Source organism: Rhodococcus pyridinivorans (genome assembly GCF_900105195.1).
In the GTDB taxonomy this organism is placed as follows: domain Bacteria; phylum Actinomycetota; class Actinomycetes; order Mycobacteriales; family Mycobacteriaceae; genus Rhodococcus; species Rhodococcus pyridinivorans.
In genome coordinates this window covers 4031368-4056002 of record NZ_FNRX01000002.1, presented here as the reverse complement: position 1 = coordinate 4056002, position 24635 = coordinate 4031368, and the positions used below count along the sequence as shown (strand labels likewise).

27 protein-coding genes are annotated in these 24635 nt (G+C 68.9%); 18 read left to right on the top strand and 9 right to left on the bottom strand.

Annotation, left to right across the window (positions count from 1 at the left end):
* Window positions 1–20 precede the first annotated feature (20 nt).
* From BLV31_RS19165 to BLV31_RS19150, 4 genes are all read left to right on the top strand, one after another.
* Entirely contained in the window at window positions 21–464 is a 444-nt protein-coding gene (locus BLV31_RS19165) for a DivIVA domain-containing protein (protein ID WP_024103436.1), read from the top strand.
* Window positions 461–1111, top strand: a complete 651-nt coding sequence (locus BLV31_RS19160; RefSeq protein ID WP_248846205.1) for a DNA-3-methyladenine glycosylase I — start codon at window positions 461–463, stop codon at window positions 1109–1111. The genes BLV31_RS19165 and BLV31_RS19160 overlap by 4 nt, the downstream gene beginning before the upstream one ends.
* 151 nt (window positions 1112–1262) lie before the next feature.
* On the top strand, window positions 1263–1430 hold the full coding sequence (locus BLV31_RS19155; protein WP_006554284.1) for a DUF3117 domain-containing protein: 168 nt from the start codon (window positions 1263–1265) through the stop codon (window positions 1428–1430).
* Window positions 1431–1514: 84 nt separating this feature from the next.
* The gene (locus BLV31_RS19150) at window positions 1515–2408 is read left to right on the top strand and encodes a putative RNA methyltransferase (protein WP_064060627.1); all 894 of its coding nucleotides are present in this window, start codon (window positions 1515–1517) and stop codon (window positions 2406–2408) included.
* On the opposite strand, the gene glgA is transcribed toward BLV31_RS19150, so the two are convergent.
* Window positions 2395–3567, bottom strand: a complete 1173-nt coding sequence (gene glgA / locus BLV31_RS19145; protein WP_006554286.1) for a glycogen synthase — start codon at window positions 3565–3567, stop codon at window positions 2395–2397. The two genes, BLV31_RS19150 and glgA, sit on opposite strands and share 14 nt — an antisense overlap.
* Before the next feature lie 113 nt (window positions 3568–3680).
* On the opposite strand from glgA, the gene glgC reads away from it, so the two are divergent.
* Window positions 3681–4895, top strand: coding sequence for a glucose-1-phosphate adenylyltransferase (gene glgC, locus BLV31_RS19140; protein ID WP_006554287.1), 1215 nt, complete (start codon window positions 3681–3683; stop codon window positions 4893–4895).
* Window positions 4896–4929: 34 nt separating this feature from the next.
* Here the strand turns inward: glgC and BLV31_RS19135 are convergent, their stop codons facing one another.
* The gene (locus BLV31_RS19135; RefSeq protein WP_006554288.1) at window positions 4930–5565 is read right to left on the bottom strand and encodes an O-methyltransferase; all 636 of its coding nucleotides are present in this window, start codon (window positions 5563–5565) and stop codon (window positions 4930–4932) included.
* A 317-nt stretch (window positions 5566–5882) separates the two neighbouring features.
* Between BLV31_RS19135 and sigE the strand changes: the two genes are divergently transcribed.
* The 4 genes from sigE (at window position 5883) to tatB (ending at window position 9081) form a co-directional block, all read left to right on the top strand.
* Complete coding sequence (sigE, locus tag BLV31_RS19130) at window positions 5883–6536, top strand: RNA polymerase sigma factor SigE (protein WP_064060626.1); 654 nt, start codon at window positions 5883–5885, stop codon at window positions 6534–6536.
* A gap of 16 nt (window positions 6537–6552) precedes the next feature.
* Window positions 6553–6885, top strand: a complete 333-nt coding sequence (locus BLV31_RS19125) for an anti-sigma factor family protein (RefSeq protein WP_064060625.1) — start codon at window positions 6553–6555, stop codon at window positions 6883–6885.
* A gap of 82 nt (window positions 6886–6967) precedes the next feature.
* Window positions 6968–8584: a S1C family serine protease gene (locus BLV31_RS19120; protein WP_039586307.1), complete on the top strand. Its 1617-nt coding sequence runs from the start codon at window positions 6968–6970 to the stop codon at window positions 8582–8584.
* 92 nt (window positions 8585–8676) lie between these two features.
* Entirely contained in the window at window positions 8677–9081 is a 405-nt protein-coding gene (gene tatB, locus BLV31_RS19115; protein ID WP_064060624.1) for a Sec-independent protein translocase protein TatB, read from the top strand.
* Between the two features lie 63 nt (window positions 9082–9144).
* Here the strand turns inward: tatB and BLV31_RS19110 are convergent, their stop codons facing one another.
* The 5 genes from BLV31_RS19110 to BLV31_RS19090 all read right to left on the bottom strand — a co-directional run bounded on the left by BLV31_RS19110 (window position 9145) and on the right by BLV31_RS19090 (window position 14292).
* On the bottom strand, window positions 9145–10278 hold the full coding sequence (locus BLV31_RS19110; RefSeq protein WP_064060671.1) for an Mrp/NBP35 family ATP-binding protein: 1134 nt from the start codon (window positions 10276–10278) through the stop codon (window positions 9145–9147).
* Window positions 10279–10380: 102 nt separating this feature from the next.
* Entirely contained in the window at window positions 10381–11247 is an 867-nt protein-coding gene (locus BLV31_RS19105; protein ID WP_006554294.1) for a lytic transglycosylase domain-containing protein, read from the bottom strand.
* A 222-nt stretch (window positions 11248–11469) separates the two neighbouring features.
* Window positions 11470–12399, bottom strand: coding sequence for a lysozyme family protein (locus BLV31_RS19100; RefSeq protein WP_064060623.1), 930 nt, complete (start codon window positions 12397–12399; stop codon window positions 11470–11472).
* A 104-nt stretch (window positions 12400–12503) separates the two neighbouring features.
* Entirely contained in the window at window positions 12504–13025 is a 522-nt protein-coding gene (locus BLV31_RS19095) for a DUF1003 domain-containing protein (protein WP_024103444.1), read from the bottom strand.
* Window positions 13018–14292: a magnesium transporter MgtE N-terminal domain-containing protein gene (locus tag BLV31_RS19090; protein ID WP_064060622.1), complete on the bottom strand. Its 1275-nt coding sequence runs from the start codon at window positions 14290–14292 to the stop codon at window positions 13018–13020. Before BLV31_RS19090 ends, BLV31_RS19095 begins: the two co-directional genes overlap by 8 nt.
* 58 nt (window positions 14293–14350) lie before the next feature.
* On the opposite strand from BLV31_RS19090, the gene BLV31_RS19085 reads away from it, so the two are divergent.
* From BLV31_RS19085 to BLV31_RS19075, 3 genes are all read left to right on the top strand, one after another.
* Window positions 14351–15310 (top strand): HpcH/HpaI aldolase/citrate lyase family protein, encoded by a 960-nt coding sequence (locus BLV31_RS19085; RefSeq protein ID WP_064060621.1) that lies wholly within the window; start codon window positions 14351–14353, stop codon window positions 15308–15310.
* A gap of 121 nt (window positions 15311–15431) precedes the next feature.
* The gene (locus BLV31_RS19080) at window positions 15432–15917 is read left to right on the top strand and encodes a YflT domain-containing protein (RefSeq protein WP_006554299.1); all 486 of its coding nucleotides are present in this window, start codon (window positions 15432–15434) and stop codon (window positions 15915–15917) included.
* A 72-nt stretch (window positions 15918–15989) separates the two neighbouring features.
* Complete coding sequence (locus BLV31_RS19075; RefSeq protein ID WP_006554300.1) at window positions 15990–16868, top strand: hypothetical protein; 879 nt, start codon at window positions 15990–15992, stop codon at window positions 16866–16868.
* Window positions 16869–16872: 4 nt separating this feature from the next.
* Here BLV31_RS19075 and BLV31_RS19070 read toward each other — a convergent pair whose 3' ends face one another.
* A complete protein-coding gene (locus BLV31_RS19070) occupies window positions 16873–17313 on the bottom strand; it encodes a protein-tyrosine phosphatase family protein (RefSeq protein WP_019288067.1) in 441 nt (146 codons plus the stop codon).
* 87 nt (window positions 17314–17400) lie between these two features.
* Between BLV31_RS19070 and BLV31_RS19065 the strand changes: the two genes are divergently transcribed.
* The 5 genes from BLV31_RS19065 to BLV31_RS19045 all read left to right on the top strand — a co-directional run bounded on the left by BLV31_RS19065 (window position 17401) and on the right by BLV31_RS19045 (window position 23052).
* Entirely contained in the window at window positions 17401–18630 is a 1230-nt protein-coding gene (locus tag BLV31_RS19065) for a GNAT family N-acetyltransferase (RefSeq protein ID WP_006554302.1), read from the top strand.
* Window positions 18631–18744: 114 nt separating this feature from the next.
* The gene (locus tag BLV31_RS19060; RefSeq protein WP_064060620.1) at window positions 18745–20103 is read left to right on the top strand and encodes an ABC transporter substrate-binding protein; all 1359 of its coding nucleotides are present in this window, start codon (window positions 18745–18747) and stop codon (window positions 20101–20103) included.
* 65 nt (window positions 20104–20168) lie between these two features.
* Window positions 20169–21050, top strand: coding sequence for a carbohydrate ABC transporter permease (locus tag BLV31_RS19055; protein WP_138845484.1), 882 nt, complete (start codon window positions 20169–20171; stop codon window positions 21048–21050).
* Window positions 21050–21880, top strand: a complete 831-nt coding sequence (locus BLV31_RS19050) for a carbohydrate ABC transporter permease (protein WP_006554305.1) — start codon at window positions 21050–21052, stop codon at window positions 21878–21880. The genes BLV31_RS19055 and BLV31_RS19050 overlap by 1 nt, the downstream gene beginning before the upstream one ends.
* Window positions 21881–21885: 5 nt before the next feature.
* On the top strand, window positions 21886–23052 hold the full coding sequence (locus tag BLV31_RS19045; protein ID WP_024103451.1) for an ABC transporter ATP-binding protein: 1167 nt from the start codon (window positions 21886–21888) through the stop codon (window positions 23050–23052).
* Window positions 23053–23108: 56 nt separating this feature from the next.
* On the opposite strand, the gene BLV31_RS19040 is transcribed toward BLV31_RS19045, so the two are convergent.
* Window positions 23109–23954 (bottom strand): hypothetical protein, encoded by an 846-nt coding sequence (locus tag BLV31_RS19040; protein ID WP_006554307.1) that lies wholly within the window; start codon window positions 23952–23954, stop codon window positions 23109–23111.
* Between the two features lie 74 nt (window positions 23955–24028).
* On the opposite strand from BLV31_RS19040, the gene BLV31_RS19035 reads away from it, so the two are divergent.
* Window positions 24029–24619: a suppressor of fused domain protein gene (locus BLV31_RS19035; protein ID WP_024103453.1), complete on the top strand. Its 591-nt coding sequence runs from the start codon at window positions 24029–24031 to the stop codon at window positions 24617–24619.
* The last annotated feature ends 16 nt before the right edge of the window (window positions 24620–24635 follow it).

The window sequence follows — 24635 nt, the reverse complement described above, 5'->3', positions numbered from 1 at the left end:
GCTCGTGCCAAGATCGGAGCATGCTCACGGTTCTGCTGTACGTGCTCGTGATGGCGGGCGTCGCCGCGGTGCTGTTCTTCGTCGCGAGCGCCGTCTTCGGCCGGGGCGAGACGTTGGCGCCGCTGCCTCCGGGCACCACCGTCACGGTGTTGCCGGCCACCGACGTCACCGGCACCGACATCCGCGACCTGCGGTTCCAACAGACCGTGCGGGGTTACAAGATGAGCGAGGTCGACTGGGCGCTCGATCGTCTCGCCCGCGAGGTCGACGATCTGCGGGTCCGCCTCGCCGACGCCGAGGCCCGCGCAGAGGAGCCGCCGGTCGACGGCACCGGAAAGGTCGACGGCACCGGAAAGGGCGGCGGGGCAGAAGACGTCGGAGCAGAGGACGTCGGAGCAGCCGACGTCGATGGGGAGAACGTCGCCGAGCGGGCTTCGTCGGAGTCGACGGGGGAGTCACGATGACGGCAGACGGGCAGGGTCCCGTGGTCGATACCGACGGGCAGGGTCCCGTGGTCGATACCGACGGGCAGGGTCCCGTAACCGATACCGACGACCGCGTGCGGTGCCCGTGGGCCGTCGACGGTCCCGGTTCGTCGCTCTACCGCGACTATCACGACTACGAGTGGGGTCGGCCGCTCCACGGCCGCGACGAGATGTTCGAGCGGCTCTCCCTCGAGGCATTCCAGTCGGGACTGTCGTGGCTGACGATCCTGCGCAAGCGGGAGGCCTTCCGCGCGGCTTTCCACGGCTTCGACGTCGAGGCGGTCGCCCGCTTCACGGAGGCCGACGTCGAGAGGTTGCTTGTCGACTCCGGCATCGTGCGCAACCGCCGCAAGATCGAGGCGGTGATCGCCAACGCGCGGGCCGTGCTCGAACTGTCCACCGATCTCGACGAGCTGCTGTGGTCGTTCGCACCGCCGCGACGCGCGCGACGTTCGGTGACGGTCGAGGAGATTCCGGCGGTGACGCCGGAGTCCACGGCGATGGCCCGTGAGCTGAAGCGCCACGGCTTCCGTTTTGTGGGCCCTACCACTGCGTATGCGCTGATGCAAGCTACCGGAATGGTCGACGATCACCTCGAATCGTGCTGGGTGTCACTCGACTCGTAGAACCCGGAGGAGTGTCTTACCCAGGAGTCAGCTACGCGCACGTATTCCGGATAGGGAAGAATGAGAAGGTGCGCGTCGCCGCGACCGGCGATGCAACCACACGGTAACCCACGCGCCCGGCGGTCGGGTGCAGATTTGGAGGGAGCAGAGGATGGCGGCCATGAAGCCCCGGACCGGGGACGGTCCCCTCGAAGCAACCAAAGAGGGACGAGGAATCGTCATGAGGGTTCCACTCGAGGGCGGCGGACGTCTGGTCGTCGAGCTCACGCCGGAAGAGGCTGCGGCACTCGGCGACGAACTCAAGAGTGTCACCAGCTGATCGGCCCCTCTCAGGGCACTCCGGGCCCCGCGCTCCTCGGCGCGCGGGGCCCGGTGTCGTCCTGAGAGCAGGATCGGAGGCGCGATGCTCGCCGACGTGATCGATCTTCTCGCGTGCCCTCACTGCGAGTCCGCGCTCGACCTCGACGACAACGTCGTGGTGTGCGATCGCGGGCACAGCTTCGACGTTGCACGTCAGGGCTACGTGTCGCTGCTCGCCGGCGGTTCGACGCCGTTCACCGGCGACACCGCCGACATGATCGCGGCCCGCGCCGATTTCCTCGGTGCCGGGCACTACGACCCGATCCGGCGCGCGGTGGCCGACGCATGCCTCGACACCGCCGATACGGTGGACACCGATGCGGTAGTCGCAGCCGCCGACGCTGTGATCCTCGAGGTCGGGGCCGGTACGGGGCAGTACCTCGCGTCCGTGCTCGACGCCCTGCCGGCGGCGCGCGGCATCGGGCTCGACGTCTCCAAGCCCGCGGTGCGGCGCATCGCCCGCAGTCATCCGCGGACCGGAGCGATCCTCGCCGATGCGTGGCAACGACTGCCTGTGAAGTCGGCATCGCTCACCCACGTGCTGTCGGTGTTCGCGCCCCGCAACGCCGCCGAGAGTCATCGCGTGCTCGTCCCCGGAGGAACGCTCGTGGTTGCTACACCCACCTCGGAGCATCTGCGCGAACTGGTCGCGTTGCCCGGCATGGTGAGTGTGGACGGCCGGAAGACGGAGCGGCTCTCGTCCGCGCTGTCGGGACGTTTCGAGCGAACGGGACGGACGGACGTGCGCTTCACGGCCGCACTCCCGTGCGAGGCGCTCGGTCTCGTCGCGGGGATGGGACCGTCCGCCCATCATGTGACGTCCGACCGGCGTGCGGAGTTGCTGGCCTCCCTGCCCGATCCGTTCGAGGTGACGGTCTCGGTCACCGTCACCTCGTGGCGACGGGTCGAGACGGCCGACGAACCTAGCGCGTCGTGAGCACCTGCTGGTAGACGGCGACGGTCTGGCGGGCGATCTGCGCCCACGAGAACTCGTTGACAGCGCGGTCGCGTCCGGCCCGGCCCCACCGGGCGGCACGGTCGCGGTCGCGCGCGACGTCGTCGATCGCATCGGCGAGCGCACGCTCGTAGGTCTCGGTGTCGAAGGCGTCGTAGTGCACCAGTCGCCCGGTGACCCCGTCCTGCACGACCTCCGGGATGCCTCCGACGTCGGACGCCACCACGGCGGTCTCGCAGGCCATCGCCTCGAGGTTGACGATCCCCAGCGGCTCGTACACCGACGGACAGACGAAAACCGTTGCAATCGAGAGTAGTTCGCGGACCGATTCGGTGGGCAGCATCTCGCGTACCCAGTGCACCCCGTCACGGGCGTCCTGCAGGGCGGTCACCGCCCGTTCGGTCTCCGCGGCGATCTCGGGGGTGTCGGGCGCGCCGGCACACAGGACGAGCTGGATGTCGGGGTCGAGATGGTGCGCCGCGGCGATCAGGTGCCCGACGCCCTTCTGCCGGGTGATGCGGCCGACGAATACGACGATCGGACGATCCGGATCGAGACCGATGCGGGTGACGACGGACTCGTGGCCGGGCTCGGCCGGGCCCGGATGCCAGACGGTGGTGTCGATCCCGTTGCGCACCACGTGGACCCGAGCGGGATCGACGAACGGATAGGCGTCGAGCACGTCGAGGCGCATCCCGTCGCTGACCGCGATGATCGCGTCGGCGTACCGGACGGCGTTGCGCTCGGACCAGGAGGAGATGCGATAACCGCCCCCGAGTTGCTCGGCCTTCCACGGCCGTCGGGGTTCGAGGGAGTGCGCGGTGAGGATGTGCGGGACGTCGTGGAGTTCGGCGGCCAGATGACCGGCCAGCCCGGTGTACCAGGTGTGCGAGTGCACCACGTCGACTCCGGCCGCGGCGTGCGCCATGCGCAACCCGGCCGACAGGGTCGTCAGGGCAGGATTGGCATCGCGCAGTGCCGGGTCGGGGGAGTGCACGAACGCGGTATCGCGCGGTGCGCCCGTGCAGTGCACGTCGACCTCGACCAGTCGACGCAGTTGTTCGACGAGTTCGGTGACGTGGACCCCTGCCCCGCCGTACACCTCAGGCGGATACTCCCGCGTCATCATTGCCACCCTCACCGCCTCAAAGTAGCGGGCCGCGCAGGTTCCGGCCACCCGGCCCCGACACTCCGAAGGGCGTCGAGATCGCGCTTCGCTGGCGGCGGCCTGGGTCGGGGGATAGGTTGAAGCGTGTGAGGAGCCAGCCCCATGTGCTTGGAATCGTTCTCGCCGGCGGCGAGGGCAAACGTCTGTATCCGCTGACCGCGGACAGAGCCAAGCCGGCAGTGCCGTTCGGGGGCGCATACCGCCTCATCGATTTCGTGCTCAGCAATCTCGTGAATGCCGGTTACCTGCGCATCTGCGTTCTCACGCAGTACAAGTCGCACTCCCTCGACCGGCACATCTCGCAGACCTGGCGCCTCTCCGGCTTCACCGGTGAGTACATCACCCCGGTGCCGGCCCAGCAGCGGCTCGGTCCACGCTGGTACACCGGCAGCGCCGACGCGATCCTGCAGTCGCTCAACCTGGTCTACGACGAGGATCCCGAGTACATCGTGGTCTTCGGCGCCGACCACGTGTACCGGATGGACCCCGAGCAGATGGTGCGCCAGCACATCGAGTCGGGCGCCGGTGTCACCGTCGCCGGTATCCGCGTCCCGCGCAGCGAGGCATTCGCGTTCGGCTGCATCGACAGCGACGAGAGCGGCAGGATCACCCAGTTCCTCGAGAAGCCCGCTCATCCGCCCGGGACACCCGACGACCCCAACGTCACGTTCGCGTCCATGGGTAACTACGTCTTCACCACGAAGGTCCTCGTCGAGGCGCTGCGGGCCGACTCGGAGAATCCCGACTCCGACCACGACATGGGGGGCGACATCATCCCGGCGCTCGTCGAGCGGGGCGAGGCTCACGTCTACGACTTCAACGACAACGTCGTCCCGGGCGCGACCGAACGCGATCGTGCCTACTGGCGCGACGTCGGTACGCTCGACGCCTTCTACGACGCTCACATGGACCTCGTGTCGGTCCACCCGATCTTCAATCTCTACAACCGGCGCTGGCCCATCCGCGGTGCCGCCGAGAACCTGCCGCCCGCGAAGTTCGTGCAGGGCGGTCTGGCGCAGGAGTCGATCGTCGGCGCCGGCAGCATCCTGTCGGCCGCCACGGTCCGCAACTCGGTGCTCAGCTCGAACGTCATGGTCGACGACGGCGCGACCGTCGAGGGCAGCGTGCTCATGCCCGGTGTGCGCATCGGCAAGGGTGCGGTCGTGCGACGAGCGATCCTCGACAAGAACGTCGTCGTCGGCGACGGCGAGATCATCGGCGTCGACCTCGAGCGCGACCGTCAGCGGTTCGCGGTGAGCAACGGCGGTGTCGTCGCCATCGGCAAGGGCATCTGGATCTGAGAGCGTGCTGCCCGCCCGGAGGCGGCTGCGCGGATCAGCTGAGGCGCACCGCGCAGAGCAGGCCGTCGCCGAGCGGCAGGACCACCGGAGCGAGACGCTCGTCGTCGGACACCGCGCGGGTCGCCTCGCGCACCGCGAGCACCGTTGCGTCGCGGGCAGCGGGGTCGGCGACGCGTCCGTCGAGCAGGGCGTTGTGCAGCACGATCACCCCACCCGGCCGGAGCAGACGCACCCCTTCGCGCACGAAGTGCGGATGGTCGGCCGGGGTCGCATCGACGAAGACCATGTCGTAGCCGGAGTCGGCGAGTCGCGGCAGCACGTCCAGCGCGCGGCCGTTGATGAGCCGGGTGCGCGACGCCACGACACCCGCCTCGCGGAAGGCGATCTTCGCGGCCCGCTGATGCTCCGGCTCGCTGTCGATGGTGGTGAGCACGCCGTCCTCGCGGAGGCCGTGCAGCAACCACAGTCCGCTCACACCCGCACCGGTCCCGATCTCCACTACCGTCCTGGCGTCGAGCATGCGGGCGAACATCGCGAGGGCGGCTCCGACGGAGGGGGACACCGGGTCGGCGCCCAGATCTTCGGCACGGTCACGCGCCGCGGCGAGCTCGTCGTCCTCGACGACGATGTTCTCGGCGTGGGTCAGGATGCGATCGGCGTTGGTCTGCACCTCACTGAGGCTATCCTCGGCGATTCGTTCGCGCAGGCAGGCGCGCACGGAGTGGTGCCGCCAGTTGTGTGATTCAGGCGGATGACCACGCCCGAACCGATTTTCTCAGGGACGTTTCAGGTTACTCATACGGCGGCCACATCGCCGCGAGGAAAACTGACAATCGGCGAACCGGACGATCGCACCGGTTCACGACTTCGAGGACGCACCGCTCTCGGGGAACGCTCCTGTGAAGGAATATTCCCTGCAGATCGAGTGTTGATAGGCCCTGAAGCCAGTACCACTGCGGTCCCGACGAGGAGGATCCACCGATCCACATGACCCGAGCCCACACTGTTCCCGAGAACGACGCCTCGGCGCTCGAGGCGGACCTGAGCGGCACCGCGGCGCTCGAGGTGGACCTGAGCGGCACCGCGGCGTTCGACGCCACCGGGGACCACGCGGCCATGCCGTCGTGGGACGAACTCGTTCGTGAGCACGGCGACCGCGTCTACCGCCTCGCCTACCGTCTTTCCGGCAACGCCCAGGACGCCGAGGATCTCACGCAGGAGACCTTCATCCGCGTCTTCCGGTCGTTGCAGAACTACCAGCCCGGCACTTTCGAGGGTTGGTTGCATCGCATCACCACGAACCTCTTCCTGGACATGGTGCGCCGCCGGAACCGCATCCGGATGGAAGCGCTCCCGGAGGACTACGATCGTGTACCGGCCGCAGGGCCGAACCCCGAGGAGATCTACCACGACGCGCGTCTCGGCGCCGACCTGCAGTCCGCTCTGGACTCGCTCGGACCCGAGTACCGTGCCGCGGTGGTGCTCTGTGACATCGAAGGTCTGTCCTACGAGGAGATCGGTGCCACACTGGGGGTGAAACTCGGTACGGTGCGTAGTCGTATCCACCGAGGCCGCCAGGCACTCCGCGAGTACCTGCGCGAGCATGGAAAGGTCGAAAACGGTCGCGTCGATGCGGGGTAGCCGCCGGGAGGTAGTGATGACGATGGTGCAACCACCTCGCAGGTTCGGCTCCACGGAACACCTCGCCAGCGAGGCAATTGCCGCATTCGTCGACGGCGAACTGCGCATGGCGGCCTACATGCGGGCCGCCCAGCATCTGTCGATGTGTCCGGAGTGTGCCGCCGAGGTCGAAGCCCAGCAGCAGGCCCGCCACGCACTGCGGGCCGCTGCCGATCACATACCGCGTATGCCGAGTTCACTGCGCGGTACGCTCAGCAACATCCCGTCCCACCTGTGCGACCCGACCCCGCGCCCTCAGGCGGAGGAAGGCTTCGCCGCGCGCCGCTGGTCGATTCTCCGGCGCCGGTGACCGGACGGGCGGTAACAGGTGATCCGATGCCATCGGTGATACTGGGCTGCGTGACGGACCTAGACGGGGGAGACGGGCACGCGTGACGGCCGAATCTGCGCAGCACACCGGACGGCGGGGCGGCGACGATCGTCGTCGCGACGACGAGCTGCCCCATGCCTCGTCCGGTAAGGACTCCTCGGGCGGAGACTCGTCCGGCAGAGGCTCGTCCGGCAACGCCTCGTCGGGTCTCCCCGACGGAGCGATCGCGCGCCCCGACGACGCTCCCCGTCTCGAACCGCGGCCCGTCTACCGGCCCACCGTCGACCCGGCATCGGCCCGTGTCTTCGGGCGCCCGGCCGGCGCCGAGGGATCGTTCGACTCCTCGGCCCATCCCCGCGTCGTCGACCCGCGCGTCCAGCAGGCACCTCCGACCGATGCGATCCTGGCCGAGGCCTACGGACGGCCGTCCGACGTCGACGAGACGCTCCAGCGTCCCCCTTCGCAGCCCGCGGCCGAGACCGAGGACGACACCGAACCCGATCCCTGGCGCGACCCCGACTCAGCGGTGCGGCTCGGTCCGCCCCTGGCCGGGCAGACCGAGGAGAAGGAACTTCCTCCGGCTCCCGGACTGACCCTGCGTGAGGTGTTGTTCGACCGCCGCGTCCAACCCCGCGCACTCGCGACCCTGGCCGCTGTGGCTGTCGTGATCGGCATGGTCGGCGGACTCGTCGTCGCGCTCGCGACCGCCGACAACGGTTCGCTGACCAGTCGCGGAGTGACGCTGAGCCAGTCGGGTCCCGACGAGGAACTGCCCACCGGCGCGGTCGCGCGTGTCGCCGACACCGTGCTGCCCGCGGTCGTCTCCATCCAGACCACCGTCGGCGGCGACGCCGGCACCGGCTCGGGCGTGGTGATCGACGGTGCCGGTTACATCGTCACCAACAACCACGTCGTTTCGATGGCCGCCGGCAATCCCGATGCGAAGGTACAGGTCACCTTCGATGACGGCACGAAGGTGCCCGCCTCGATCGTCGGACGCGACATCAAGACCGACTTGGCCGTGCTCGCCGTCGAGAACGTCGACAACCTGGTCGTCGCCGAGCTGGGCCGCTCCGAGGACGTCCAGGTGGGCGAGGACGTCGTCGCGGTCGGTTCGCCGCTCGGCCTGAGCAAGACCGTCACCCGCGGCATCGTCAGCGCGCTGCACCGGCCCATGCGGCTCAGCGGGCAGGGCACCGACACCGACGCGGTGATCGACGCAGTCCAGACCGACGCCTCGATCAACCCCGGCAACTCCGGCGGCCCCCTCATCGACATGGAGGGTCGCGTGATCGGTATCAATTCCGCGATCAAGTCGGAGACCGGCGGTTCGGTGGGCCTGGGCTTCGCGATCCCCATCGACGACGTCACCGAGGTGGCGCAGGAGCTGATCCGCACCGGCGAGATGCGGCACCCCGACATCGGCGTGAACGCACGCTCGGTGGTCAACGACGTCGCGAGCGGCGCGGAGGTCGCCAACGTCCGTCAGGACAGCCCGGCCCAGCGCGCCGGCATCGTCGAGGGCGACGTCATCGTCAAGGTCGGCGACCGCGAAGTCACCAGCGCCGACGAGCTCGTCGTGGCGGTCCAGCAGCAGGAGATCGACGAACCGATCACCGTCCAGCTCGTGCGCAATGGCCGTCTCGTCGACGTCGAGGTCACCCCAGTCTCCGACTGAGCGGCCCCTGTCTCGGACAGAACGTCCCAGCCGTGTGATGTGACCTTCCACGTAGGTGCTGCGATCCGGACGAGACCACGTACCCTGGATGCGTGTTCGGCAACATCGGTTGGGGCGAGTTCCTGGTACTCATCGTGGCGGCCCTCGTGGTCCTCGGCCCGGAGCGCCTCCCCGGCGCCGTCTCGTGGGTGGCCAAGTCGCTGCGTCAGGTACGCGACTACGCCACGGGTGCGCGCGACCAGCTCGAGCAGGAACTCGGACCGGAGTTCGACGACCTGCGGCAACCGCTGTCCGAGCTGAACCAGCTGCGCGGCATGACACCGCGGGCCGTGATCACGAAGCATCTGCTCGACGGCGACGACTCGATCCTCACCGGCAATTTCGACAAGCCGTCCTCGGCGGCTCCGGGAACGCCCACCAACGGCGCGGCCCGGCCGAACCTGTCGAAGCCGCTCGCTCCGGACGAGAAGCCGCCGATCGATCCCGACGCCACCTGACAGCTTTCCTACGATCGAGCCCCCGCCGTGAAGCACGGCGGGGGCTCGATCGATATCGGGTTCTTACAGGTGACGCGTGGTGTCGATTCCCAGCGACATGCCGGCCAGTCCGCGCCTGCGCACGGCGAGCTTGTCGGAGATCTCCTCGAGCGCCACGGCGGGTGCCGAGTCGGGCGCCGCGAGGACGATCGGGGTACCGGAGTCGCCGGCCTCGCGCACTGCAGGGTCGAGCGGGATCTGGCCGAGCAGCGGCACCGTCGCGCCCACCGCGCGGGTGAGCCGCTCGGCGACGGCCTGACCGCCGCCGCTGCCGAAGACGTCCATTCGGGTGCCGTCGGGCAGCTCGAGCCACGACATGTTCTCCACCACGCCGGCGATGCGCTGACGCGTCTGCAGCGCGATGGAACCGGCGCGCTCGGCGACCTCGGCGGCTGCCTGCTGCGGCGTCGTCACGACGAGGATCTCGGCGTTGGGGATCAGCTGCGCGACGGAGATGGCGACGTCACCCGTGCCGGGCGGCAGGTCGAGGAGCAGGACGTCGAGGTCGCCCCAGAAGACGTCGGCGAGGAACTGCTGCAGCGCGCGGTGCAGCATCGGGCCACGCCACACCACCGGGGTGTTGCCGTCGGTGAACTGGGCGATGGAGATCGTCTTCACGTCGTGCGCGATCGGCGGCATGATCATCCGCTCGACCTGCGTGGGCTTGGCGGACGTGCCGAGCATGCGGGGGATCGAGTGACCGTAGATGTCGGCGTCGAGCACACCCACCGACAGTCCGCGCGCGGCCATCGCCGCGGCGAGATTGACGGTGACCGACGACTTGCCGACACCACCCTTGCCGGAGGCCACCGCGTAGACGCGCGTGAGCGAACCGGGCTGGGCGAACGGGATGACGGGCTCGGTGGAGTCGCCGCGCAGCGACTTGCGGAGCTCGGTGCGCTGCTCGTCGCTCATCACGTCGAGGGTCACCCGGACCTCGCCCACGCCGGCGACGTCGGCGACGGCCTTGGTGACGCGCTCCGAGATCTCGGTGCGCATGGGGCACCCGGCGGTGGTCAGATAGATCGCCACATCGACGCTGCTGTCGGCGCCGATCTCGATGCTCTTGACCATTCCGAGATCGGTGATGGGCTTGCGGATCTCCGGGTCCTGGACCCGTGCGAGCGCACTGCGGACGTCGGACTCACTGACTGCCATGACGCCCATGGTAGGCGGCACGCCGCTCGCGACCGGATACGGGTCGACGGTGACCCGACGACCGCCTTCGGTCCGGGGTGACCCGACGACCCTCTCCGGACCTCAGTGGATGCGGGGGAGATCCGCGGGGCTCGGGTCGATGCCGGTGGAGTAGGCCGTCGACCAGGCGAGCACGTTCGCCACGTAGGCCATCGAGTTGTTGTAGCGGTGGATCGCCTTCGTCGAGTGCGCGAGGTTGCGCATGTCGAGGCCACCGTCGCACAGGTACTTCGCGGTGGTGAGCGTCGAATCGTACAGGTTCTGGGGATCGGAGACTCCGTCGCCGTTGCCGTCGCCCGCGTACTGGTTCCACGTGGTGGGGATGAATTGCATCGGCCCGACCGCGCGGTCGTAGACGGTGTCGCCGTCGAGGGCGCCGCCGTCGGTGTCGTGGATGACGGCCTGGCCGGGCAGGCTGCCGTTGAGCGGCAATCCGATGACGGGCTCGAGCAGGTTGCCCTTGGCGTCGGCATGACCACCGTTGGCGTGTCCGGACTCGACGCGGCCGATGCCGGCGAGGAGCGTCCAGTGCATGCCGCAGGCGGGATTCTCCTCGGCGAGGATGCGCTCGGCGTTGCGGTAGGCGGCGTAGTTTATGCCGGGGATGCCGAGGGGGCCCTCGTGGAGGACCTCGGGCTCGGGTTCCGGCTGGGGGGCGGCCTTGAAGGTGCGCACGGGTGCCGGTTCGGGCTCGAGCATGATCGTCTGCACGGCGGCGACCGCTTCGGGAATCGCGTTCGCGAGGTCGGCCGAGTCGGTCGACGACGCCGTCGGCTCGGTCTCGTGGTGAGCTGCACCCATCAGCGCTCGCGGCGACGCACCCGCGGTGGTCGCGGCTGCGGCGACCAGTCCGACCGGAACGAGTCCGGTCATCGCGATGACGGAATTTCGCCGAAGCTTCGAATCCGACGGTTTGGCGTGGCGGCCCAATGGATAACCCTCCCTCGGGTGCCTCGGAACGAGACACCTTCGTTACGTGCCGGGCCGAGGCTACAGCATTCGATGCCTTTCCGTTACTCAAACGTGATGTAACGGGGGTGTATGCGTACTGCTGTGGCCCGTCCGTGCTGGTCCGGTGGGTCGGGTGGGGTGAAAGAAAAAGATGACGACACGCGTGTCGCGCGTGGCGTCACCTCACGTGTGTGCCGGGAGTTACTCGCAGAAGGCGGGCACCAGGCAGGGGAGTTCGGGCAACTCCGGCATCGGCGGCGGAGCCGGGATGTTCTGTTCGGGTGCCTGCTGAGCCGGAGTGTCGGCGGGCGCTTGCTGGGCCGGCTGAGGTGTCGCCTCCGGAGCGGGCGCGGTGACCGCCGGAGCCGGCGCGGGGGCCGCGACATCCGCGGCGTTCGGAACGGGCCGCGCCGGGATCGGAGCGAGATCGGCGGGAGCCACCTCGGCGGCCTTCGAATACGCACCGGACCAGTGCCGGACGTTCGCCAGATAGTCCGGTGACGGATCGACCGACGCCACCGCCCGCGCCTCCCCGTCCGGCTCGCGCAGGTTTCCGCCCTCCGCGCACATCCGGGCACCGGCGGCCAGGGTCGCGTCGAAGATGTTCTGTGGATCGGCGGTGCCGTCCGCGTTGCCGTCGGCCGAGTACTGCTCCCACACCGCGGGGGCCAGGCGCATCGGCCCGAGCAGCCCCTCCGGGGTGACGACCGGCGCGGTCAGCGTGCCCAGGATGTCGGTGCGTCCCCCGTCCGCGTGTCCGGAGTTCAGGCGCCCGACGGCGGCGAGCAGATTCCACGGCAGGCCGCACTCGGGAGAGTCGATGGCCAGCTGCATCTCGGCCGCGCGATAGGCGTAGAAGACGAGTTCGGGGATCGCGAGCGGCCCGTCGCCGAGGGCCGCCGCACCCCCTGCCGCGGCCACGGCGTCGGGCGGAAGCTGGGTGAGCGGGTCGCTCGGGCTGCGCAGCGGTTGCGCCTCGCGCATCTCGCCGGGGAGCACGCCCACCGCCGGAGCGGCGCTCGGCTCGGTCTCGGCGGACGTCGTCTCCGCCACCACCGTCGCCGACGACGCTGTCGCCGCGAGTCCGGCAGCGACGATCACCGGCATCGCCAGCGCGACCTTCCACCGCACGCGATCACCCTCCTCCGATCGTCCGTCCGACTGATGTGACGAAGGTTACAGAAGGGTGTCGGGTTGTGTGCAACGGGGCGTGCCGGACAACAGGACGGGGTCCCTCAGCGACGGGGCCCGCGGGTGCGCGGAGTGCCGGCGTCGTCCTCGTTCTCGTCGTCGATCAGCAGGGCGCGCAGATCGTCGAGTTCGCGACGCAGATAGTCGCGGGTCGCGACCTCACCCACCGCGAGTCGCAGAGCCGCGAGTTCGCGTGCCAGGAACTCGGTGTCGGCCTTGGTCTGCTCGGCGCGGGCGCGATCCTCCTCGAGAGACACGCGGTCGCGGTTCTCCTGCCGGTTCTGCGCCAGCAGGATCAACGGCGCCGCATAGGCGGCCTGCGTCGAGAAGGCCAGGTTGAGAAGGATGAAGGGATAGGGATCCCACTGCAGTCCGACCGCGGCGATGTTGAGGGCGATCCACACGATGACGACGATCGTCTGGATGGCGAGATAACGGCCCGTTCCGAGGAACCGGGCGATCGACTCGCTGACCCGGCCCACCGCCTCGGCGTCGAAGTTGAAGCGGAACCTCGACGCCTGTGGGGTCTCGAGGCGCGAGCGGCCCTGCGTGCTGCGGTCACTCATCCTCGATGTCCTCCTCGCGCCAGTCCTCCGGCAGCAGATGGTCGAGCACGTCGTCGACGCTCACCGCGCCGAGCAGGTGCCCCTCGTCGTCCACCACCGGACCGCAGACCAGGTTGTACGTCGCGAAGTACCGGGTGACGGTGGTCAGGGCGTCGTCGGGGGCCAGGCGCGGCAGGTCGTCGTCGACGACCCCTCCCACCAGGCTCGCAGGCGGTTCCCGGAGCAATCGTTGCAGATGGACACAGCCGAGGTACTTGCCGGTGGGCGTCGCGGTGGGCGGCCGCACGACGAAGACCATCGACGCCAGGGCGGGACTCAGATCCGGATTGCGGGCGCGGGCGAGCGCTTCGGCCACCGTGGTCGCCGGCGTCAGCACGACCGGCTCGGGGGTCATCAGACCACCGGCGGTGTCGGGGGAGTGCTCGAGCAGGCGGCGCACCGGCTCGGAGTCCTCGGGGTCCATGCGTTGCAGGAACGACTCGGCATCCGTCGCAGGCAGCTCACCGAGGAGGTCGGCGACGTCGTCGGGATCCATCGCCTCGAGCACCGCGACCGCCCGGTCGAGGCCGAGCTGGGTGAGCAGGTCGGTCTGGTCGTCGGAGGGCAGCTCCTGCACGATGTCGGCGAGGCGTTCGTCGTCGAGCGCCGCGGCGACCTCGGTGCGTCTCTTGATCGGCAGGTCGCGCAGGGCGTTCGCGACGTCCGGCGGGCGCATGTCCTCGAACTGCAGGAGCAACTGCGCGACACCCTGTCCGGGCATCGACAGTGTCTGCTGGGTGAGTCCGTGCACGTGCGGCCATTCCACGATGTGGATGGGGGAGCGGCGCGCGAGCCGGCCGCGATGGCGACGCACCGCCACGCGGGCGACGACCCAGTCGCGGGTGCGCATGAGCTCGAGCCCCAGATCCACCACGACGGCGTCGACACCCATCAGGTCCGGCAGCTCCGGGTCGTCGACGCGCACACGCGAATCGAGGACCTGACCGAGGGCGAGCACCTCCGAGGGTCGCTGCGTGAACCGGCGCAGACTGACGTTGCCGGTGACGAGGGTGACCGCGCCGGGTTCGATCGCGGTCACGCGCAGCATCGGGACGAAGATCCGCTTGCGGGTGGGCAGTTCGACGACGAGCCCCAGCGCACGAGGCGGCTGACGTCCCACTCGTATGGTCAGCACGACATCGCGGACGCGGCCGATGGACTCGCCGTCGGGGCCGAGAACGACCAGTCCGGCCAGCCGCGCGACGAAGACCTTGCTCACTGCTGCCATGATTGCCAGGCTAGAGCGTGCCCACGCTGTTCCCGGAACTCGGAGGTCTGGTCAGGTCATGTCGTTCTCGTTCAGGCCCCGAAGATCGGTACTCGCGGTTCCCGGCAGCAACCGGAAGATGATCGACAAGGCCAAGGGCCTTCCCGCTGACGAGATCTTCCTCGATCTCGAGGACGCGGTGTCGCCGCTGGCCAAGGAGCAGGCCCGCAGCACCATCGTCGAAGCTCTGAACGAGGACGGCTGGGGCGACCAGATCAAGGTCGTGCGCGTCAACGACTGGACCACGGACGCGACCTATCTCGACGTCGCGGCGGTCGTCGGTGGTGCCGGAGCGAATCTCGACGCGATCCTGCTGCCGAAGGTGCCCGACGCGAGCCACGTGAAGGCGCTCGACCTGCTCCTCACGCAGGTCGAGAAGGCCCACGGTCTCGAGGCGGGACGGATCGGTATCGAACCGCAGATCGAGAACGCCATCGGGTTGACGAACATCAACGAGATCGCGACGGCGAGCCCGCGCGTGCAGACACTCGTGTTCGGTCCGGCAGACTTCATGGCGAGCATCAACATGCGCACCCTCGTCGTCGGTGAGCAGCCCGAGGGTTACGACGTCGGCGACGCCTACCACCACATCCTCATGACGATCCTCATGGCCGCGCGTGCGCACGGGCTGCAGGCCATCGACGGTCCCTACCTCCAGATCCGCGACGTCGACGCCTTCCGCCGGTCGGCGCAGCGCACCGCCGCCCTGGGCTTCGACGGCAAGTGGGTGCTGCACCCGAGCCAGATCGACGCGGCCAACGAGGTCTTCAGCCCCCGGCAGGAGGACTACGACAAGGCCGAGATGATCCTCGACGCCTACGAGTGGCACACCTCGGCCGAGGGCGGCGCCCGCGGTGCCGCGATGCTCGGTGACGAGATGATCGACGAGGCGAGCCGGAAGATGGCCCTCGTGATCTCCGCGAAGGGCCGGGCCGCGGGGTTGCAGCGCACCCAGAAGTTCGAGCCGCCGGCCTCCTGACGGGAACGACCAGGGAAAAGAACATATCGGGCGAACCATCGCGGCGTGCCGGTCCCTGTCGAGGCAGAATGGAGACCGGCGCCGCGACCGTCGGCGTGCATCGCGAAGGAGCCGAAACGACATGACGAATCCCCTCGGACCCGGTCGCCAGGTACCCGGTCTGCCGACACCTCCCACGGGCTGGCCCGTCGGTTCGTACCCGACCTATGCCGAGGCGCAACGGGCGGTCGACCACCTGGCCGATCAGAACTTCTCCGTCGAGGACGTCACCATCGTCGGTGTCGATCTCATGCAGGTCGAACGGGTCACCGGTCGGCTCACGTGGCCGAAGGTGATCGGCGGCGGCATCGTCTCGGGCGCATGGCTCGGCGTGTTCTTCGGTCTCCTGCTCGGCATCTTCTCCACCGACTTCCTCGGCCCGCTGCTCGTCGGCCTCGTCGGCGGCATCATCTTCGGCCTCATCTCGGCGAGCATCCCGTACGCCGCGACCCGCGGTCAGCGCGACTTCTCGTCCACCATGCAGCTCGTCGCCGGCCGCTACGACGTGCTGTGCCAGCCGCCCACCGCCGAGAAGGCGCGCGACATCCTCGCCAAGCTCGCCATCTGATCGTCTCGCGGTCGCGCGTTCGCCGAGAACGGCACTCGTCGTGATCGGCCTCGCGCCACTACTGTCGATCCCATGCCCGACCTCGATTCGGTGGCCGATGCCCTCTACGGCCTCGACCCAGGAGACTTCGTGGCGGCCCGCTCCGAATTCGCGGCGCAGGCACGCGAAGCGGGCGACCGCGAGCTGACGGCGGCCATCGGCAGACTGCGCAAACCGACGGTCGCGGCCTGGATGGTCAACCTGCTCGCCCGCGAACGGGCCGACGAACTCGCGGCGTTGCTCGACATCGGATCCGCCCTGCGCACCGCGCAACGACGACTGTCCGGCAGCGAGATGCGGAAACTGTCGGAGCAGCGTCGCCGGGTGGTCGCCGCGCTCGAGCGCGACGCGGGTCGGCTCGCCGCCGACCGCGGCCGCACCGTCTCGGAGAGCGCACTGCGAGAGGTGGGGCGCACCCTCAACGCCGCGTTGTCGGATCCCGACATCGGGGAGCAGGTCCGGCAGGGCCGGCTCGACGCGATCGTCGAGTCCGACGGTTTCGGCGACCTGTCGGCGATGCCGCTCACCGTCGTCCGCGGAGGGTCGGAGGAGGACGACGAGGACGACCGGACGGCAGCGGGCAAGTCTGCACGCAAGAGCAAGGGCGAGCGCGAACCCACGGAGCGTGAGAAGGCGGACCAGGCGGCTCGCGAGGCGGAGATCGACGAGGCCGCTGCCGCTCTCGACTCGGCGCACAACGCGGCCGAGGAAGCGCGCGAAGCCGCGTCGGCGGCAGAGCAGGAGCTGGCCCGTCACGAGGAGGAGGTCGCCGAGCTGCGGGCGAAGCTCGAACACGCAGAGCAGCAACGCACCTTCGCGCGCCGCGCCGCCGCCGAGGCGAAGAAGCGGGTGGTCGCCGCCGAACGTGCCGTCTCGGCCGCCGAGGTCGACCTCGCCCGGACGAAGAACTGAGCTGTCAGGAATGCGCCTTCGCGTGCGCGACGAATTTGCGCTGCCAGGGCGTCTCGACCGCGCGCGGATGGTAGTGCCGCCGAACGAAGTCGACCGCCTCCTCCGGGGAGAGCCCGTCGAGGACGGCGAGGCACGCCAGTGCGGTGCCGGTGCGGCCGCGTCCACGCCCGCACGCGATCTCCACCCGCTGTCTTCCCGCGCGGATCCACGCCTCGTACAGGATGGCGAGAGCGTCCTCCGGGTCGCGTGGCGTGCGGAAGTCGGGCCAGTGGATCCACCGCGACTCCCATTCGAACGGTGCTGCCGGGGGGCGGCCGAGGAGATACACCCCGAAGTCGGGAAACGGCTCGCCGAACACCGGTCTGCGCATCCCGCGTCCCCGCACGAGTCGGCCGGAGGGCAGCTGCAGCACCCCGGTGTCTGCTGGATCCCACTCGCGTCGCACGCTGGAAACCTACCCGCCCGGAGCCGGTGTACCGAACGTCACGGCCGTTCACCCGCGGTGCAAGTTCGCGGTCGATAGTGTCGTTCCATGGGTGAGCGAACGGAACCGGAGATCAGAGTTCTGGAGTCGGAAGCCGAACTGCGGGAGGCGTCCGCGCTGTTCCGCACGGCGATGGTGGGTCTGCCCTCGTGGCCCGAGGTTCCCGACGGGACGGTGAGCCGCTACCTCGAGGCCGGCCGCACGTGGGGTGCTTTCCTCGACGGCATGCTCGTCGGGACAGTCGACGCCACGAGCGGAAATCTCACCCTGCCCGGCGGCGCCCGGGTGCCGCACGCGGCGGTCACCCACATCGGTGTGCTGCCCACCCACACGCGTCGCGGCGTGATCTCCGGACTCGTGCACCGGCAGTTGAGCGACGCGCGCGACCGCGGTGAGATCCTCGCGACGCTGCGTGCCTCCGAAGCGACCATCTACGGCCGGTTCGGCTACGGCGTCGCCTCGACTTCGGTGTCCGTCGACGTCGACGTGCGTGGTGCCGCACTGCGTCCCGACGTGCCCGAGTCCGGAGCGGTGCGTCTGCTGACCTATCCGGAGGCGTGGGACGTGCTGGCGCAGATCCATTCCCGTCATCTGCCGCCGCGCCCCGGCATGATCGATCGGTCGGAGTACTGGTGGAACTCGCGCCGGTGGCGGGCCGACTCGCTCACCGATCCGATGTACGTGGCGGTGCACGGCGAACCGGGACAGGAGGACGGTTTCGTCCGGTACCACCCCGTCGACACGCAGGGGTGGTTCACCAGTCGCAACCGCACCGTCGTGGTCGACGACTTCTTCGCCCCCTCGCCCGCGGCGTACGCCGGCCTGATCCGGTTCCTGCTCGACCTCGACCTGGTCGACACCTTGCGGTTCGCGGCACTTCCGCAGGACGACCAACTCCCGCTCATGCTCGGCGACGCGCGTGCCGTGCACTTCCGCTCGGTCTCGGACGAGACGTGGTTGCGCATCCTCGACCTCGATCGGGCGCTGTCGGCGCGGAGTTACCGAGGCTTCGGCTCGGTGACCGTGGAGGTGACCGATCCGGTGCTGACCGACAACGCCGGTGTCTTCGAGATCTCCGCCGACGGCGTGGCGCGCACCGCGGGACCGGCCGACCTGACGATCGACATCGCCGACCTCGGTGCGCTCCTGCTCGGCCGGCAGGGCTGGCACCGGATGGTCGACGCGGGGCGCGCCCGGGTGCACCGGCCCGAGGCCGTCGACACCGCTGACCTGCTGTTCTCCTGGCCCCAGGCACCCTTCTCGGGGACCTCCTTCTGACCTCGTCGTCGTGCCGATTCCGTTCCGGATGTACGCCCTGCTCGTTTTGCTACGGCTGGCCGGTACGGGCGTTATCGTCGGATCACGAGGTCCCCGATGCGAGCGGAGTCGCGCATGAGACGGTCGGGCAAGAGTCGGCGGACGAGCCGAGCGGTCACAGCTTCCGCGGCTGCTGTGCTCCTGGCGTCGGGGCTGGCCGCGTGCGGCAGCGACGACGAGGGTGTCGTCCTGTCCTTCTACACGGCCGCCGACGGTGCCGAGCAGTACGCGCAGGCCGCGGAGGTGTGCACCGCGGAGGCGGGCGGCCGATATCGCGTGCAGCAGAGGACACTTCCGAAGAACGCCGACGACCAGCGACTGCAGTTGGCGCGGCGGCTGACGGGTAACGACCCGGGGCTCGACCTCATGACCCTCGACGTCGTGTGGACGGCCGAGTTCGCCGAGGCCGGGTGGGCGCTGCCGCTGCCCGACGATGTTGCAGCTGCGGTCTCCGAGGGCACCCTCGAAGGTCCCCTCGAATCGGCGACCTGGCAGGACCGGCTGTACGCCGCACCGCTCAACACCAACACCCAGTTGCTCTGGTACCGAAAGGATCTCATGCCGGACGGGCAACCTCCGGAGACCTGGGACGAGATGATCGAGATTGCGAGCGGCCTCGCCGAGGAGGGCCGGCCGTCGTGGATCGGTGTGCAGGGCCGGCAGTACGAGGGGCTGATGGTGTGGTTCAACACCTTGCTCTCGAGCGCCGGAGGCTCGGTGGTGGGGGAGGACGGTGTCACCGTCACCCTCACCGACAACGACGCGGCGGTGACCGCGCTCGACATCATGAAGCGCGTTGCGACCGCGCCCGGCGCCGATCCCTCCCTGAACCAGGCCGACGAGGCGGCCGTCCGTCTCGGTATGGAGAGCGGGCGCACCGCGTTCCAGGTCAACTGGCCGTTCGTCCTGCCGGGCATCATGGAGAACGAGGGGGCCCTGCCCTTCATCGACGAGAACGGCAATGTCACCTCGGAGAACACCGGCAACACGGTCCTCACCGTCGACGGTGAGCAGAATTTCCTTCCCGCGCCGTACCCCTCGGTGACCCCCGGCGAGCCCGCCCAGGTCACCATCGGCGGGTTCAACATCGCCGTCGCCCGCACGAGTACCCACCCGGATCTCGCGTTCGAAGCGATGCAGTGCCTGCGCAACGAGGAGAACCAGCGCAACAACGCCATCGGTGGCGGCGTGCCGCCGACGCTCGCGGCGCTGTACGACGACCCCGATTTCCAGGAGGCCTATCCGGCCTGGCGTGAGGTCCGCGCCGGTCTCGAGAACGCCGCGGTGCGTCCCGCTTCACCGGCCTACCAGAGCATTTCGACACTGGTGACGGCCACCCTCAACCCGGTCGACCAGATCGATCCGCCCCGCACCGTCGAGGAACTCGCCGAGCAGGTGCGCAAGGCGGTCAATTCGGAAGGACTGATCCCGTGACCGCCGTCGAATCGACACCGACCGACGAGACCCCGAAGGAACCGTCGACGAAGACGAAAGCAGCGCTGTCCGAGGGGAAGAAGGCCGAACGGCGACTCGGTCTGCTGCTCGTCGCACCCGCCGCGATCGTGATGCTCGCCGTCACGGCCTATCCGGTGGGATACGCCGTCTGGCTCAGTCTGCAGCGTTACGATCTGCGCTTCCCCGACGAACGGCGCTTCGTCGGACTGTCGAACTATATCGCGGTGCTCAGCGACGGATTCTGGTGGCAGGCCTTCATCGTCACCTCGCTCGTCACCCTGGTCTCCGTCGCGATCGAGTTCGTGCTCGGCCTCGCGATCGCACTCGTCATGCACCGCACCATCGTCGGCAAGGGCATCGTGCGCACGGTGGTGCTGATCCCGTACGGCATCGTCACCGTCGCCGCCGCCTACAGCTGGTACTACGCGTGGACCCCGGGCACGGGCTATCTCGCGAACCTGCTGCCCGACGGCAGCGCCCCGCTCACCGACCAGATCCCGTCCCTGGCGATCATCGTGCTCGCCGAGGTGTGGAAGACCACGCCGTTCATGGCACTGCTGCTCCTCGCCGGCCTCGCACTCGTCCCCGACGATCTGCTCAAGGCGGCGCAGGTCGACGGCGCCGGAGCGTGGACACGTCTGGTGCGGATCATCGTGCCGCTGATGAAACCGGCGATCCTCGTCGCCCTGCTCTTCCGCACGCTCGACGCCTTCCGCATCTTCGACAACATCTACGTCCTCACCCGCGGTGCCAACGGCACCGGATCGGTGTCGATCCTCGGTTACGACAATCTGTTCCGGGCCTTCAACCTCGGCATCGGGTCGGCGATCAGCGTCCTGATCTTCCTGTGCGTCGCGATCATCGCGTTCGTGTTCATCAAGTTGTTCGGTGCATCCGCGCCCGGCTCGGACGAAGGGGGCCGATGATGGCCGAGACCAGGAAACGGACCCTGTCGTGGTCGGCGGTGAACCTGATCGTCCTGCTCTACGCACTCGTCCCGGTGCTGTGGATCGCGAGCCTGTCGTTCAAGCCGCCCGGCACCATCCAGGACGGCCGGTTCATCCCGCAGCAGTGGACGCTCGACAACTACCGCGGCATCTTCCGCACCGACGCGTTCACGAGCGCGCTGATCAACTCCATCGGCATCGGCCTGATCGCCACGGTCATCGCGGTGATCCTCGGGACGATGGCCGCCTACGCGATCGCCCGGCTCGACTTCCCCGGTAAGAAGATTCTGGTGGGCGTGGCGCTGCTCATCGCGATGTTCCCACAGATCTCCCTCGTCAGCCCGCTGTTCGAGATCATGCGTGGCCTCGGACTGTTCGACACGTGGGCGGCGCTGATCCTGCCGTACATCACCTTCTCGCTACCGCTCGCGATCTACACCCTGTCGGCCTTCTTCAAGGAGATCCCGTGGGAACTCGAGAAGGCCGCGAAGATGGACGGCGCGACACCGGGTCAGGCGTTCCGGAAGGTCGTGGCCCCACTCGCCGCTCCCGGCATCATCACGGCGGCGATCCTGGTGTTCATCTTCTGCTGGAACGACCTGCTGTTCGCGATCTCGCTGACCTCCACCGAGCGGTCCATCACCGCACCCGCCGCGATCGCGAACTTCACGGGTGCATCGCAGTTCGAGGAACCGACCGGCTCGATCGCGGCGGCGGCCGTCGTCATCACGATCCCGATCATCGTGTTCGTCCTGATCTTCCAACGTCGAATCGTCGCCGGACTGACCTCCGGCGCAGTGAAGGGATAACTACCGTGGCCGAGATCGTGCTCGACAAGGTGACGAAGGAATATCCGGACGGAGCGAAGGCCGTCAGCGACGTGGATCTCGAGATCGCCGACGGCGAGTTCATCATCCTCGTCGGCCCGTCCGGGTGCGGAAAATCCACGACGCTCAACATGATCGCCGGCCTCGAGGACATCTCCGACGGCGAGCTGCGCATCGCGGGTGAGCGTGTCAACGAGCGGGCACCGAAGGACCGCGACATCGCGATGGTCTTCCAGTCCTACGCGCTGTACCCGCACATGTCGGTGCGCGACAACATCGCGTTCCCGCTCACCCTCGCGAAGGTGTCCAAGGACGAGATCGCCCGCAAGGTCGACGAGGCGGCCCGGATCCTCGATCTCACACAGCATCTCGACCGCAAGCCCGCCAACCTGTCGGGCGGTCAGCGGCAACGCGTGGCCATGGGTCGTGCGATCGTGCGCAGCCCCAAGGCGTTCCTCATGGACGAGCCGCTGTCGAATCTCGACGCGAAGCTGCGCGTGCAGATGCGCACCGAGATCGCGCGCCTGCAGAAGCGTCTCGGGACCACGACGGTGTACGTCACGCACGACCAGACCGAGGCGATGACGCTCGGCGACCGCGTCGTCGTGATGCGCGGTGGGATCGTGCAGCAGGTCGGGGCGCCGCAGGAGTTGTACGACCATCCGCGGAACCTGTTCGTCGCCGGCTTCATCGGATCGCCGTCGATGAACTTCGTTCCGGGGCAGATCGAGAACGGTTCGATCCGCACCTCGTTCGGCGAGTTCCGGTTGCCCGACGAGCGGTGGGAGACCGTGCGTCGCAACAATCCGTCGCGCGAGGTGGTCGTCGGTATCCGTCCGGAGCACTTCGAGGACACCGACCTGCTCGACCCGACCCAACGGGAGACGGGCGTGACCTTCTCCGCCGAGGTCGACGTGCTCGAGTCGATGGGCTCCGACAAGTTCGCGTACTTCACGGCCGAGGGGCCGGGCGTGCACTCGAAGGACCTCGACGAACTCGCCGCCGACGCCGGCGCCGACATGTCGGCCGAATCGCTGGTCGCGCGATTGTCGGTGGAATCGCAGGCCACCAAGGGCGGGACCGTGCAGTTGTGGTTCGACAGGGCGAAGATCGCCTTGTTCGATCAGGAGACCGGCGCGAACGTCACCCTCTGACAAACCGGCTTCGGTGGATCCGACCCCGGAAAACGGGTCCGGATCCACCGAAGCCGTCAGCGGGGTGCGCGGCTACGGAGCTCGTCGACGATCTCCTCGCTCCACACGTGCCGCCGCACGAGCCGGTACCGCTCGCTCGCGATCCACAGATACACCTCGGCGTCGGTGCGTGAGCGCAACATCCCCGCTTCCCGGGCCATCGCGACGACGGGGACGAATTCCTCCTCGTACCAGCGCCGCGCGACCTCCTCGCGGGTGAGGTACTCGCCGAGATCCTGCATCAAGCGGAAACCCCACGCCTCGACGGCCTCGGCCAGTTCGGCGTATCCCCACGGGTCGGACACGCGGATCGTGTCCTGGGCCGCGCCGTGCAGGGGAACGCGGCCGAGAAACATCCTGAAGTGGTCCTTGCGCACGAGATCGGGACGGGCGGTGATGCCCTCCGCGGGCACCTTCGTGGTGATCTCGGTGACGTAGGCGTCGATGGTGCGGTCGCCCTGCGCGTAGGCGATGGACACACGGTGGTGCCCGTCCTGCACGAAATGCATCGGTCCCACCCGGTACACGGAGATCGGGGGCATGGCCTCGCCGCGCCGCCGCGCGGCCGCGATGCGTTCCCACCTGGCGCGCAGGCGTGCCGAGGTGGGGCGGAAACGGCGGTCGAAGTCGTCGGCACGGTCGACGCTGCCGACGATCGAGGCGACCTCGATGATCTGCAACCCGAGTCGCCGTTCACCGAGGCGTCCGAGGGCTGCGACGACGTCGTCGAAGGGCAGCACCGTGTTGACGTCTGCCGGTTCGCGGCGCAGCCATGCGATCAGCCGGGCGTACTCGGCGCGCCGGCGTTGCCGGGCGAAATCGTCGCCGGCATCGGAGACCGGAAAACCGGTGTCGCGAGCCACGCTTCGACGGTACCGCGCGGTGCACAGGTCCGGGTGTGAACCGCATGTGCGGGGACGGGGACTACATTGCAGGGGTGACCGACGCAGTTCTCGCCACCGTCCGCAGCCACCTCACCGAGCATCTGACCGTGCCGGGGGATCCGGAGCCGGAATCGGCGTCGGTGACCTTCCTCGGTCTCGAACCGATCGAGGTCCTCCGCTTCCGTGGTGCAGAGCTCCTGCGGTACGCCACTCTGGGGTGCTCACGGCATCCGATGGGCGATCCGACCGACATGGTGGCCGACCCGACGCGCGGGCCGCGGGCCGAACTGGTCCTCAGCCTGCGCGACAACGAGGGCGTCACCGCCGGTGTCCACCGCACCCTCGCGGTGCTCGCTGCGCTGCCCGCCGTGGAGGGCGTGGTCCTCACCGACGACGCCCTGCTCGATCTCGGGGAGCCGCTGTGGCCGGGCGCTCCGTTCACCGCGGTGTTGCTCGAGACGGCCGACGTGCCGTCGCTGGAGTTGCCCGAGCCCTCCGATCCGGTCCACTTCTTCGAGGCCCGCCCGATCACCGGTACCGAGGCGGCCTGGAAGCGGCTGAAGGGAACCGAGGCGCTGCGCGAGGCGTGGGAGGAAGCGGGCATCGACCTGAGCGACCCGCGCCGGGCGCAAGCACGTCTGTGACCGTCCCGGTTCTCAC